Annotated in this window: 10 protein-coding genes and 1 tRNA gene; 7 read left to right on the plus strand and 4 right to left on the minus strand. The window is 66.4% G+C overall.

Annotated features, from left to right (window positions below):
* The 7 genes from SY26_RS11330 to SY26_RS22110 all read left to right on the plus strand — a co-directional run bounded on the left by SY26_RS11330 (nucleotide 1) and on the right by SY26_RS22110 (nucleotide 7,432).
* Nucleotides 1-1,224, plus strand: coding sequence for an ABC transporter ATP-binding protein (locus tag SY26_RS11330; protein ID WP_084693813.1), 1,224 nt, complete (start codon nucleotides 1-3; stop codon nucleotides 1,222-1,224).
* A 78-nt stretch (nucleotides 1,225-1,302) separates the two neighbouring features.
* On the plus strand, nucleotides 1,303-2,274 hold the full coding sequence (locus SY26_RS11335) for a GAF domain-containing protein (RefSeq protein ID WP_232303328.1): 972 nt from the start codon (nucleotides 1,303-1,305) through the stop codon (nucleotides 2,272-2,274).
* A gap of 117 nt (nucleotides 2,275-2,391) precedes the next feature.
* On the plus strand, nucleotides 2,392-3,918 hold the full coding sequence (adh, locus tag SY26_RS11340) for an aldehyde dehydrogenase (RefSeq protein WP_046000587.1): 1,527 nt from the start codon (nucleotides 2,392-2,394) through the stop codon (nucleotides 3,916-3,918).
* An 82-nt stretch (nucleotides 3,919-4,000) separates the two neighbouring features.
* On the plus strand, nucleotides 4,001-5,056 hold the full coding sequence (locus tag SY26_RS11345) for a DNA topoisomerase IB (RefSeq protein WP_046000856.1): 1,056 nt from the start codon (nucleotides 4,001-4,003) through the stop codon (nucleotides 5,054-5,056).
* A complete protein-coding gene (locus tag SY26_RS11350) occupies nucleotides 5,053-5,382 on the plus strand; it encodes a DUF779 domain-containing protein (RefSeq protein WP_045982321.1) in 330 nt (109 codons plus the stop codon). The genes SY26_RS11345 and SY26_RS11350 overlap by 4 nt, the downstream gene beginning before the upstream one ends.
* A gap of 69 nt (nucleotides 5,383-5,451) precedes the next feature.
* Nucleotides 5,452-6,369, plus strand: a complete 918-nt coding sequence (argC, locus tag SY26_RS11355) for an N-acetyl-gamma-glutamyl-phosphate reductase (RefSeq protein ID WP_046000588.1) — start codon at nucleotides 5,452-5,454, stop codon at nucleotides 6,367-6,369.
* 148 nt (nucleotides 6,370-6,517) lie between these two features.
* Complete coding sequence (locus tag SY26_RS22110) at nucleotides 6,518-7,432, plus strand: calcium-binding protein (protein ID WP_052715246.1); 915 nt, start codon at nucleotides 6,518-6,520, stop codon at nucleotides 7,430-7,432.
* Nucleotides 7,433-7,448: 16 nt separating this feature from the next.
* Here the strand turns inward: SY26_RS22110 and SY26_RS11365 are convergent.
* The 4 genes from SY26_RS11365 to gcvP all read right to left on the minus strand — a co-directional run bounded on the left by SY26_RS11365 (nucleotide 7,449) and on the right by gcvP (nucleotide 12,795).
* A tRNA-Ala gene (locus tag SY26_RS11365) sits at nucleotides 7,449-7,524 on the minus strand.
* Nucleotides 7,525-7,584: 60 nt separating this feature from the next.
* Nucleotides 7,585-9,462, minus strand: coding sequence for a pyrroloquinoline quinone-dependent dehydrogenase (locus SY26_RS11370; protein WP_046000589.1), 1,878 nt, complete (start codon nucleotides 9,460-9,462; stop codon nucleotides 7,585-7,587).
* Between the two features lie 5 nt (nucleotides 9,463-9,467).
* A complete protein-coding gene (locus SY26_RS11375) occupies nucleotides 9,468-9,827 on the minus strand; it encodes a hypothetical protein (RefSeq protein WP_046000590.1) in 360 nt (119 codons plus the stop codon).
* Nucleotides 9,828-9,960: 133 nt separating this feature from the next.
* Nucleotides 9,961-12,795, minus strand: coding sequence for an aminomethyl-transferring glycine dehydrogenase (gene gcvP, locus SY26_RS11380; RefSeq protein WP_046000591.1), 2,835 nt, complete (start codon nucleotides 12,793-12,795; stop codon nucleotides 9,961-9,963).
* Nucleotides 12,796-12,890 lie beyond the last annotated feature (95 nt).

The following is a 12,890-nucleotide window of genomic DNA, read 5'->3' on the forward strand; positions in this document are numbered from 1 at the left end:
ATGGCCGATCTGAAACTGACGGACGTCGCCAAGTCCTATGGCGACGTGCAGGTGCTGAGGGACATCGACCTGGACATCCGTTCGGGAGAGTTCATCGTCTTTGTCGGGCCGTCCGGCTGCGGGAAATCCACGCTCTTGCGCATGATCGCGGGCCTGGAGCAGATCACCGGAGGAGAGCTGAAGATCGGCGGGCAGGTGATGAACGACATCCCGCCCAGCCAGCGCGGCATCGCGATGGTGTTCCAGTCCTATGCGCTGTACCCGCACATGACGGTCCGCGACAACATGGCCTTCGCGCTGAAGATCGCGGGCCAGTCCAAGGAGCAGATCCAGGCCGCCACCGACCGTGCCGGCAAGATGCTGCAGCTGACGCCCTATCTGGACCGCCTGCCCAAGGCCCTGTCGGGCGGCCAGCGTCAGCGCGTGGCCATCGGGCGGGCCATCGTGCGCGACCCCAAGGTCTATCTGTTCGACGAACCGCTGTCGAACCTGGACGCCGCCCTGCGCGTCGCCACCCGGATCGAGATCGCGCAGCTGAAAGCTTCGATGCCCGACCGCACGATGATCTATGTCACCCACGACCAGACCGAGGCGATGACCCTGGCCGACCGCATCGTGGTGCTGGCCGGCGGCGGCATCGCCCAGGTCGGCGCGCCGCTGGAGCTGTACGAGCGTCCGATGACCGAATTCGTGGCCCAGTTCATCGGCAGCCCGGCGATGAACCTGCTGCCCGGGCGGGTCAAGACCGTGGGCGCCATGACCACCGTCGCGCTGGACGTGGGCCTAGAGGCGCAGGTCGCCATCCCGACCCGCGCCGGCGACGAGGGCATGGTCGTCAACCTGGGCGTCCGCCCCGAGGACATGCGCGAGACCGACGGCACCCCGGTCTTCGAGGGGACCGTCGATCTGACCGAGGCCCTGGGAGAGGTCACGCTGCTGTACTTCGGCACCGGGGCCGAGACCGCGCCGATCACCGCCAAGCTGCCGGGCATCCACCCGGACCTGAAGGGCAAGCGGGTCCGGCTGACCGCCGATCCCCATGCGCTGCACCTGTTCCACAAGGGGCAGTCGCTGCTGTACCGGGACGGCGCCGACCGCCTGCCGCCCTATCAGCCGCGCATGGCCGCGCCCTCGGGCAGCATGGGCGGCACGCCCGCGCATTCGGATCGCGGTCCGGACCGGGCAATGGACGGGATGGTCATCCCCGAGGGCCCGGTACGCTGAGCCCCGGGGGGCGCGACCAAAGTCGCAGATCGCGCCCCGCAAACCGTGCTATACTTTCCCCATCCTGAGGGGGAGACCATGACCGAACGCAACCACGCGGAGCTTGTGGCCGCGCAGTCGCAGTCACGCAGCGCCACCTCGGCGCTGGCCGCATCCTGGCGGCGGTCCATGCTGAAGCACGGGCTGGACCCCGCCGACCGCCGCCGCCCGGATCGCCTGTCCGACAGCGAACTGGCCGACCGCCATCAGGCGATGCAGGCCTTCCTGAACGTCGCCGGACCGCAGCTGGACCAGCTGTACAACCTGGTCGGCCTGTCGGGCTGCAACGTGCTGCTGACCGATGCGCATGGCATCGTGCTGGACCAGCGGGTGTCGGATGCCGACGCCCAGCAGTTCCGCGACTGGGGCCTGTGGCAGGGCGCCGACTGGTCCGAGGCCGCGCAGGGCACCAACGGCATCGGCACCTGCCTGGCCGAGGGCCGGCAGGTCACCATCCACCGCGACGAACATTTCCGCACCCTGAACACCGCGATGTCCTGCATGGACGCGCCGATCTGGGGACCGGACGGGCGGCTGCTGGCCGCGCTGGACGTCAGTTCGGCGCGCGCGGACCAGACCGAACGCTACAACCGGCTGATCTCGGCGCAGGTGGCGCAGACCGCCCGGGCGATCGAATCGCTGTTCTTCCGGATGTCGTTTCCCGACGCGCGGATCGTCGTGGCCTCGGACGATCAGGGCGAACAGGCGGTGCTGCTGGCGGTGGACAAGGATGACCTGGCCATCGGCGCCACCCGCGCCGCCCGTCGCGCCCTGGGGCTGGAACGCGAGGGTGCGATCCGCCCGCGCCCGGCCGCCGACCTGCTGGGCCGCCAGGACGACCTGACCGGGTTCGACCGGGCCGAACGCGCCGCGGTGATGCGCGCCCTGGCCCGGGCGCAGGGCAACGTGTCGGCGGCCGCACGCGCGCTTGGGATCGGGCGGGCGACGATGTACCGGCGCATGGCGCGCCTTGGGCTTGGTGAAAATCACGGGGGACTGTCTCACATGTGAGACAGCTTCTGCGCTGCGGCGTGGATCGGCGGTTGCGACGAATCACGCGCTGTCCGACGCTTTGCCCATACCCGGACCGGGAGATCCGGGGGCTGACATCCCGAGGAGGAGGAACCGATGCCGAACGACCAGACGCACGAATTCAAGGGCGTGGGCGTGATGCCCTTTGCCCGCCGCTATGACAACTTCATCGGTGGCGAATGGACGGCGCCCAAGTCGGGCCGCTACTTCACCAACACCACGCCCATCACCGGGGCCGAGATCGGCGAGATCGCCCGGTCCAATGCCGACGACATCGAGGCCGCGCTGGACGCGGCGCACAAGGCCAAGGGGGCTTGGGGCCGCACCTCGACCACCGATCGGTCCAACGCGCTGCTGAAGATCGCCGACCGGATGGAGGCGAACCTGGAGCTGCTGGCCACCGCCGAGACCTGGGACAACGGCAAGCCCATCCGCGAGACGATGGCCGCCGACCTGCCGCTGGCCATCGACCATTTCCGCTACTTCGCGGGCGTCCTGCGCGCGCAGGAGGGCGGCATTTCGGAAATCGACAACGACACGATCGCGTACCACTTCCACGAGCCCCTGGGCGTGGTGGGTCAGATCATCCCGTGGAACTTTCCGCTGCTGATGGCCTGCTGGAAGCTGGCGCCCGCACTGGCCGCCGGCAACTGCGTAGTGCTGAAACCCGCGGAACAGACCCCGGCCACGATTATGGTCTTTGCCGAGCTGATCGCAGACATCCTGCCGCCGGGCGTCCTGAACATCGTCAACGGTTTCGGCCTGGAGGCGGGCAAGCCGCTGGCGTCGAACCCGCGCATCTCCAAGATCGCGTTCACCGGGGAAACCACCACCGGCCGCCTGATCATGCAGTACGCGTCCGAGAACCTGATCCCGGTCACGCTGGAACTGGGTGGCAAGTCGCCCAACATCTTCATGGAGGATGTCTGCCGCGAGGATGACGACTTCTTCGACAAGGCGATCGAGGGTTTCGTGATGTTCGCGCTGAACCAGGGCGAGGTCTGCACCTGCCCGTCGCGCGCCCTGATCCACGAGAAGATCTATGACCAGTTCATGGAACGCGCGTTGAAGCGCGTCGAGGCCATCGTGCAGGGCGACCCGCGCGACAGCGCGACGATGATCGGCGCGCAGGCCAGCAGTGAGCAGAAGGAGAAGATCCTCTCCTACTTCGACATCGGTCGCAAGGAGGGCGCCGAGGTGCTGATCGGCGGCGAGGCCGCGGATCACGGCGGAGAGCTGTCGGGCGGCTTCTACATCAAGCCGACGGTCTTCAAGGGCCACAACAAGATGCGGGTCTTCCAGGAGGAGATCTTTGGCCCTGTCGTGTCCGTGACCACCTTCAAGGACCAGGATGAGGCGCTGTCGATCGCCAACGACACCCTCTACGGTCTGGGCGCAGGCCTGTGGTCGCGGGATGCGAACACCTGCTACCGCTTCGGTCGCGCGATCCAGGCAGGCCGGGTCTGGACCAACTGCTATCACGCCTATCCGGCCCACGCGGCCTTCGGCGGCTACAAGCAGTCGGGCATCGGGCGTGAAAACCACCGCATGATGCTGGACCACTATCAGCAGACCAAGAACATGCTGGTCAGCTACAGCCCCAAGAAGCTGGGCTTCTTCTGACGCGATGCGGGCGGCCTTCGGGTCGCCCGCAACCCGCACCGATCCCGCGGCGTTGGGCCAGACGCCACCTGCGGAGCGCGCCATGCCCAAGGACAGCATCATCGACCCCGAGGACGCCGCGATCAGCGCGGGCCTGACCTATGTCAACGACGACATGCCGGGCATCACGCGCCAGCGGTCGGGCAAGGGGTTTTCGTACAAGGGACCGGACGGGCGCACCATCACCGACAAGGCGGAACGCAAGCGGCTGGCGTCGCTGGCCATTCCGCCCGCCTATGTCGACGTCTGGATCTGTCCCGATCCGCGCGGCCACATCCAGGCGACCGGACGCGACGCCAAAGGCCGCAAGCAGTACCGCTATCACCCCGAATTCCGCGAGCTGCGCGACAGCAGCAAGTACGATCGCATGCTGGATTTCGCGCGCGGCCTGCCGCAGCTGCGCGCGCAGGTCGATGCCGACATGTCGCGCCGCGGCCTGCCGGTGGAGAAGGTTCTGGCGACCATCGTGTTCCTGCTGGAGAACACCATGATCCGCGTGGGCAACACCCGCTATGCGCGCGAGAACAAGTCGCACGGACTGACCACGCTGCGGATGCGGCATGTCACGCTGGACGGCAATCAGGTCCGCTTCAAGTTCAAGGGCAAGTCGGGCAAAGAATGGAACCTAGGCCTGCGCGACCGCCGCATCGCCCGGATCATCCGTGCCGTGCAGGAGATCCCCGGCCAGCATCTGTTCCAGTATGTCGATGAGGACGGCATGCGGCGTCAGGTCACCTCGACCGAGGTGAACGACTATCTGCGCCAGATCACCGGGCGGCAGGTCACCGCCAAGGATTTCCGAACCTGGACCGGCACGGTCCTGGCTGCCCTGGCATTGGCCGAATACGAAAAGGCCGACAGCGAGGCAGCCGCCAAGCGCAACGTGCGCGACGCCATCGAATCGGTTGCTGCGCGGCTTGGCAACACGCCCACCATCTGCCGCCAGTGCTATGTGCATCCCCAGATCATCGACGCCTATCTGGCCGACGAGTTGCGGCTGGAGCTGGCGGACACGATCGACGACACCCTGACCCAGACTGACCTGCGCCCCGAAGAGACGCAGGTTCTGCGGTTCCTCAAGAAAAGGCTGAAGACATGAGCACCGTCACCGCCACCCCCGCCGCGCTGGAACTGATCGCCGAGATCGTGGCCGATCACGGCCCGGTCCTGTTCCACCAGTCAGGAGGCTGCTGCGACGGGTCGTCGCCGATGTGCTATCCCCAAGGCGATTTCCGCGTGGGCGAACGTGACGTGCAGCTGGGGGAGATCGGCGGCGCGCCCTTCTACATCTCGGCCAGCCAGGCCGAGGCTTGGGCCCATACCGACCTGATCATCGACGTGGTGCCGGGGCGGGGCGGCATGTTCAGTCTGGACAACGGTCGCGAGAAGCGGTTCCTGACCCGGTCAGAGATGTGCAGCATCTAGCGCCAAGCAGCGTTGTGACCAAGGCCGCGCTGCGCTAGACACGGGCGACACCTGCGAAAGGCTTGCCCCATGACCCACAGCGTCTTCATCGATGGCGAGGCCGGCACCACCGGCCTGCAGATCCGCGACCGCTTGCTGGGACGCGACGACATCCGCCTGGTCCAGCTGGACCCCGCGATGCGCAAGGACCCGCAGGCCCGCGCCGATTGCTTTGCGCAGGCCGATGTCGCCATCCTGTGCCTGCCGGACGCCGCCGCGCGCGAGGCCGTGACCCTGACGGCCGACATGGACGTGCGCCTGATCGACGCCTCGACCGCGCACCGGATCGATCCGGACTGGGTCTTCGGCTTTCCCGAACTGGCCCCCGAGATGCGCGAGCGCATCACCGCCGCGCGGCTGGTCAGCAATCCGGGCTGCTATTCGACCGGCGCGATCGCCATCGTGGCCCCGCTGGTCGCTGCCGGCCTGATCGACGAGACCGAGGCGCTGTCGATCAACGCCGTCAGCGGCTATACCGGCGGCGGCAAGGCAATGGTCGCGGATTTCGAGGCGGGCACCGCGCCCGTGCATTTCATCTATGGCCTGGACCAGCGCCACAAGCACATCCCCGAAATCATGACCCATGGCGGCCTGCTGCTGCAGCCGGTCTTCGCGCCATCGGTCGGGAATTTTGCCCAAGGCATGGCGGTCCAGCTGCCGCTGCAGCTGGATGACGACCGCAGCGTCGCGGCCCTGCACCAGGCGCTGGCCGATCATTACGCGAACGAGGCCTTCGTGCAGGTCGTGCCCGCCGACCAGATCGGCGCCCGCATCGACCCGACCGCGCTGAACGGCAGCAACGTGCTGCGCATCAGCGTGCATGGCGACGATGAGACCGGATGCGCCACGATCGTCGCGGTGCTGGACAACCTGGGCAAGGGCGCATCGGGCGCCGCGGTCCAGAACATGAACATCATGCTGGGCCTGCCCGAGGGCACCAGCCTCTGACGCGCCACGCCATCCTTGCGGAAACGTTAACGACGTTGCGCGATAGGTTTTGACGCCTGTCGTGCGACGTCGTTAATGAATGCCATTCTGTCCCCGCACATGAACGGGACAGAGCCCATTTTCATGGTTATTTTGCAAGGGGCTAACGATGGCGCGCGTGCAGGCGTATTCCGGTTTCGACATCACGAACTTTGATCTCAGCGTGTTGTATTACGATGCGTTCAATGTCGAATTCTTTGACAATCTTTATTTCAATTATGACGGACAGCAGTTCGAGGACGTCCTGCTGGTGGATTATTACAGCGGCGGCTACGATTTTGCGACGATCTTCGGCGGCAGCGGCTTTCGTGTGACCGGTGGTGACATTACGGGTGGAACCGTCACTCTGATCGGCGGGGCCGCCAATATTGGCGGACATTACTACGATCAATGGCAGATCGACCAGCTGAGGGTGCCGCTGGCAGATATCTACAACGCGTCCATGACATTCTCGCGTGTCGATGATCAGCGGATCATCGAACGGATGCTGTCTGGCAACGACGTCTTCACCCTAAGCTTCGAAGACGACCGCGCCTTCGGGATGGCGGGCGACGATACGCTGTACGGCAATGGCGGCAACGACATCCTTGGCGGCGGGATCGGCCATGACGCGCTGCATGGCGGGCAGGGGCCGGATCGGCTGGCGGGCGGAGCGGGCAACGACACCCTGATCGGCGGACAGGGGGCGGATCTGCTGACCGGGGGCGTCGGGGCGGATACGTTCGTCTTCGGGTCGATGGCCGACAGCCAGAGCGCCCAGACCGACCTGATCCTTGATTTCCGGCGCGGCAGCGATCGAATCGACCTGTCCGGCATCGATGCGGACTGGCGGACCCCCGGAAACCAGGCGTTCCACATGACCGACAGCTTCGAGCCCGGGCAGGGTGCACAATTGATGGTGCAGTATGTCCCGCAGACCAACGTGACGCGTGTGATGATGGACGCGAACGGAGATGGCCGCGTGGACGGGATGATCCGCCTGTCAGGCCAGCTGTCGCTGACCGAGGCAGATTTCATTCTGTAGACGGATGATCCGGATCTGGTGGAGCCGAGGGGAATCGAACCCCTGACCTCGTCATTGCGAACGACGCGCTCTACCAACTGAGCTACGACCCCAACGCTGTTTTGATCGCGTGGGCGGCGCGGTTTGTCAAGTGGGCCGCGCCGCCCTGTTCATCACTTGGGCAGGGTGAAGGCGATCAGCTGATCGGCCACCTGCGGCTTGATGATGGAATTGCCACCGACGGCAAAGACCACGTATTGCTGGCCATCATGATCATAGACCGCGGGGATCGACACGGCCGGGGCGTCGACCTGAGCCTTCCACAACACGTCGCCGGTGGCGGCGTCCAGCGCGCGCACCCGGGCGTCCATCGACGCGCCGATGAAGATCAGCCCGGACGCCGTCACGACCGGCCCGCCGATGGTGGGCGAACCCCAGCTTTCCGGCATGTAGAAGCCCCATTGCTGCGTCTGTCCAAAGGGACGCTCCCACAGCGTTTCACCCGATTTCAGGTCGATGGCGGACATCAGACCATAGGGTGGCTTCCAGCAGGGCATGCCGATCGGGTTCAGGAAGTTGGTCAGGCTGAAACCGTAGGGCGTGCCGGTCATCGGGAACAGGCCGCCCTCGGCCTCGCTGCCGCCGCTGGTCATGGTGTCGTAATCCTCGCGCTCGATCAGTTGATAGATCTGCGCCACGCGAGAGCTGTTGATATAAAGGATGCCGCTTTCCGGATCGACCGCGCCGCCGCCCCATTGAAAGCCGCCCGCTGTGGCCGGATAGGCCAGCGTCCCTTCCAGGCTGGGCGGGGTGTAACGGCCCTCATAGCGCAGCTCGTCGAACTTGCGCGAGCAATAGCCGAAGGACGCGATGTCGGCCAAGCCGAACACGCCGCCCCAATCATCGCCGATCGGCGATTTCGGTAGGGTCGGAATGGGCTGCGTCGGGGACGAGACCTCTCCTTCGACATCCGTTGCGGGGACGGGGGTGTCCTCGATCGGAAAGATCGGCTCTCCGGTCAGGCGGTTCAGAACGAAGGCATAGCCCATCTTGGTGGGCTGGACCAAGGCGGGGGTGCTGCCCCCCTCACCGGGGATATCCACAAGGGTTGGTGCCGCGACGGTATCGTAATCCCAGATGTCGTGGTTTACCAATTGGCGCGACCACACGACCTCTCCGGTGTCGCCATTCACTGCGGTGACCGAGGTCGCCAGGGGGATCGGGTCGGTGCGCGTCCCGCCATAGAAATCCGCGCTGGGGCTGGAGACGGGCAGGAAGGCCAGACCGTTCTCCTCGTCGACCGACATGGCGGTCCAGACGTTCGACGTGCCGGTCACGCCGTCGTAATCGTCGGGGATCGAATGGAAGGTCCAGTCCAGTTCGCCGGTGCGCGCGTCGACGGCAAAGACCGACCCCAGGGGGTTCGCTGCGTCGTGCCAGTCCTTGCCCGCCCAACCCAGCAACAGCTTGTCGCGAAAGACGGTGGGGGGCTGCAGCTGCGACAGCGGAAAGTTCGCGTCGGGCTTGTTCCACTGGTTCACGTCCAAAATGCCGCCCTCGCCGAAATCGGCGCACAGTTCCCCGGTATCGGCATCCACCGCATGCAGTTCGGCGTCCATCGTGCCGATATAGACCCGCCGGGCGCAGGGTCCGTCGCCCTCTCCCTCCCAATAGGTCACGCCGCGGTTCTTCAGTTCGGGCTGGGACAGGGGCTCCAGCGTGGTGTCGTCGGGCTCATACGTCCAGGCGATCTCTCCGGTGTCGGGATGGACGGCCAGGATGCGATAGAAGGGCGTGCCGACATACAGCAGGTCGTTGGCCAGGATCGGCGTCGCAGACCACACCGTGCCCGGAATGTCGCCCGACCCGTCGGAGACATCCCCGGTGTGGATCTCCCACGCCATTTCAAGATCGCCGACGTTCTCGGGGGTAATCTGGGTGGAGGCGCTGTATTTCTGCGCCATGCCGTTGCCGTGGAAACCGGTCCATTCGGTCTGTTGCGCATGGGCGGCGGGGGCCAGCAGGATCAGGGCGGGAAGGATGCGGATCATGGCTTTTACCTCGCGACCAGGATGAAGATCAGCCACAGGGCCAGCGTCAGCGCGATGGCCAGCATCAGCCAGCCCTGCATCAGGAACCACGCGCAGATCAGCGTCAGCAGCCCCCCGATCAGGATCATCACCGCGACGAAGGTGCGGAACCGGCCCGGCGACAGACGCCCGACCAGCAGCGCGGCCACGGTCAGTGCGACCATGCCAAGGATGGCCAGCCCGGCGCCGGCAGTTCCGGTGATGCCCGATCCGCGCTGGAAGAAGGCCAGGATAGCCAGAACCAGGCCGATCACGGCAGGGACCGCCATCAGATTGGCGACCAGCTCCTCTCGGGCGCGGTGGGCGGGGGGCAGGGTGTCGGGCATCGGGACCTCTGGCATGGGGTCTGACCGGCGCGATCACGGGGCCGTGTCAGATCGTGACATGCAAGGGCAATGCCCGGGGCGGGGCAGGGTTCCCCCCAAGGCCCGGATTTCGGGCCCTGGGGGCTGGCATCGCCTATTTGGCAGCCTCGGCATAGGCTTCCAGCGGCGGGCAGGTGCAGATCAGGTTGCGGTCGCCATGGGCGTTGTCCACGCGCCCGACCGGCGGCCAGTACTTGTCCACGCGGAATGCACCCGCCGGGAAACAGCCCTGTTCGCGCGAATAGGGGCGGTCCCAATCGCGGACCAAATCCTCGACCGTATGCGGCGCGTGGCGCAACGGGCTTTGATCCGCGGCAATGCGACCCTCGGCCACGTCGGTGATCTCGTCGCGGATTGCCAGCAGCGCGGTGATGAAGCGGTCGATCTCGGCCTTGGTCTCGCTCTCGGTCGGCTCGACCATCAGCGTGCCGCTGACCGGCCAGCTCATCGTGGGGGCGTGGAAGCCGTTGTCGATCAGGCGCTTGGCGATGTCGTCCACGGTCACGCTATGTTCGGCAAAGGGCCGCGTGTCGATGATGCATTCATGCGCCACCCGGCCGCGATTGCCCATGAACAGGATCGGATAGGCCCCGGCCAGCCGCGCCGCGATATAGTTCGCGTTCAGGATCGCCACGCGGGTGGCCTGGGTCAGGCCCTCGCCGCCCATCATCAGGCAATAGGCCCAGCTGATCAGCAGGATCGACGCCGACCCATAGGGCGCCGCCGACACGGCGCCTTCGCCACCCTGCGGATCACCCGGCAGGAAGGGCGCCAGATGCGCCTTGACCCCGATCGGCCCCATGCCGGGACCGCCGCCGCCATGCGGGATGGCAAAGGTCTTGTGCAGGTTCAGGTGGCTGACATCGCCGCCGATCTCTCCGGGTTTCACCAGGCCGACCAGCGCGTTCATGTTCGCGCCGTCGATATAGACCTGCCCGCCATGGTCATGCGTGATGTCGCAGACCTGTCGCACGGTGTCCTCGAAGACGCCATGGGTGCTGGGATAGGTGATCATCACCGCCGCCAGACGGTCGCCCGCCTTGGCCGCCTTGTCGGCGAAATCCTCCAGGTCGATGTCGCCGTTCGGGGCGGATTTCACCACCACGACCTGCATCCCGCACATCTGCGCCGATGCCGGGTTCGTACCATGCGCGGACACCGGGATCAGGCAGATATCGCGCTCCTCTCCCCGCGCCTTGTGATAGGCCTGGATGGTCAGCAGCCCGGCATACTCCCCCTGCGCACCGCTGTTCGGCTGCATGGAAAACGCGTCATATCCCGTGATCACGCACAGCTTTTCGGTCAGGTCCGCGATGGCCTCGTGATACCCCGCCGCCTGATCCGCCGGCGCAAAGGGATGCAGCGCGCCGAACTCGGGCCAGGTGATCGGCATCATCTCGGCCGCGGCGTTCAGCTTCATGGTGCAGCTGCCAAGCGGGATCATCGCCCGGTCCAGCGCCAGGTCCCGGTCCGACAGACGGCGCATATAGCGCATCATCTCGGACTCGGCGCGGTTCATGTGGAAGACCGGATGGGTCAGGTACTCGCTCTCGCGCAGCAGCGCTTCGGGGATCGCGGGTGCGGTCGCCGCCGGTGCCGCATCGGTGATCCCGAACGCGTCCAGCAGGCGAACGATCACGCCCGCATCGGTCGTCTCGTCCACGCTGATGCCCACGCGGTCGCGGCCCACCTTGCGCAGGTTGATGCCGCGATGACGCGCGGCGGCCATGATGCCCTGCTGTCCCACGCCCACCTTGACGGTGATGGTGTCGAAGAACGCCTCCGGCGCGACCTCGGCCCCCGCCGCATGCAGGGCATCGGCCACCGTCACCGCGTGCAGATGCACCCGCTGCGCGATGGCACGCAGGCCCACCGGCCCGTGGAACACCGCATAGAATCCCGCCATCACCGCCAGCAGCGCCTGCGCGGTGCAGACATTGCTGGTGGCCTTCTCACGGCGGATATGCTGCTCGCGCGTCTGCAAGGACAGGCGCAGCGCCTGATTGCCCGAACTGTCGATGCTAACTCCGACGATGCGCCCCGGCATCGCCCGCTTCAGCGCGTCGCGGCAGGACATGAAGGCCGCATGCGGCCCGCCATAGCCCATCGGTACGCCAAAGCGCTGCGACGATCCGACGGCGATGTCGGCACCCATCGCGCCCGGCTCCTTCAGCACGCACAGCGCCAGAAGGTCGGTCGCGACAATCGCCAGCGCGCCCGCGGCATGCAGCGCCTCGATCTCGGCGGTCAGGTCGCGGACATGCCCATAGGTGCCGGGATACTGGAACACCGCGGCAAAGACCTGATCCGCCACCAGATCATCGACCGAACCCTTGATGATGCGAATGCCCAAAGGCGCCGCCCGCGTCTCGATCACCGCGATGGTCTGCGGGTGCAGGTCATGGGCGACAAAGAACGCGTCTGCCTTGGACTTCGACTGCCGCCGCGCCATGGCCATCGCCTCGGCCGCCGCGGTCGCCTCGTCCAGCAGCGATGCGTTCGCCACCGGCAGCCCGGTCAGATCCGCGACCATGGTCTGGAAGTTCAGCAGGGCCTCCAGCCGCCCCTGCGCGATCTCGGGCTGATAGGGGGTATAGGCCGTGTACCAGGCCGGGTTCTCCAGGATGTTGCGCTGGATCGCGGGGGGCGTGACGGTGCCGTAATAACCCTGACCGATCAGGCTGGTCATCACCCGGTTCTTGTCCGCCACCTCACGCATGCGTGCCAGCAGCCCGGCCTCGGACAGCGCCGGCCAGTCCAGCGCATCCGACTGGCGGATCGCCGCGGGCACGGTCTGTTCGATCAGCTGGTCCAGGCTGTCGGCCCCGACCGCCTTCAGCATCTCGGCCATCTCGACCGGGGACGGGCCGATATGCCGGCGGTTCGCGAAATCGTCGGGGTTGTAGTCGGTGGACGTCCAGCGGCTCATCCTGGCCTCCTTGCCGGGCACGCGCGGCGGCGGCCCTTCTTCTTTGTTCAAATACCCTGGGGGTCCGGGGGTGAAACCCCCGGCCGGCGGTCGAT

Source organism: Paracoccus sp. 228, from assembly GCF_000967825.1.
Lineage (GTDB): Bacteria > Pseudomonadota > Alphaproteobacteria > Rhodobacterales > Rhodobacteraceae > Paracoccus > Paracoccus marcusii.

Bases quoted from the DNA above. Each gene is read 5' to 3' on its own strand.
- SY26_RS11350 (WP_045982321.1), top strand. From the start codon at position 5,053: ATGAGCACCGTCACCGCCACCCCCGCCGCGCTGGAACTGATCGCCGAG.
- gcvP (WP_046000591.1), bottom strand. From the start codon at position 12,795: ATGAGCCGCTGGACGTCCACCGACTACAACCCCGACGATTTCGCGAAC.
- SY26_RS11335 (WP_232303328.1), top strand. From the start codon at position 1,303: ATGACCGAACGCAACCACGCGGAGCTTGTGGCCGCGCAGTCGCAGTCA.
- SY26_RS11345 (WP_046000856.1), top strand. From the start codon at position 4,001: ATGCCCAAGGACAGCATCATCGACCCCGAGGACGCCGCGATCAGCGCG.
- SY26_RS11330 (WP_084693813.1), top strand. From the start codon at position 1: ATGGCCGATCTGAAACTGACGGACGTCGCCAAGTCCTATGGCGACGTG.
- SY26_RS11375 (WP_046000590.1), bottom strand. From the start codon at position 9,827: ATGCCCGACACCCTGCCCCCCGCCCACCGCGCCCGAGAGGAGCTGGTC.
- argC (WP_046000588.1), top strand. From the start codon at position 5,452: ATGACCCACAGCGTCTTCATCGATGGCGAGGCCGGCACCACCGGCCTG.
- SY26_RS11370 (WP_046000589.1), bottom strand. From the start codon at position 9,462: ATGATCCGCATCCTTCCCGCCCTGATCCTGCTGGCCCCCGCCGCCCAT.
- adh (WP_046000587.1), top strand. From the start codon at position 2,392: ATGCCGAACGACCAGACGCACGAATTCAAGGGCGTGGGCGTGATGCCC.
- SY26_RS22110 (WP_052715246.1), top strand. From the start codon at position 6,518: ATGGCGCGCGTGCAGGCGTATTCCGGTTTCGACATCACGAACTTTGAT.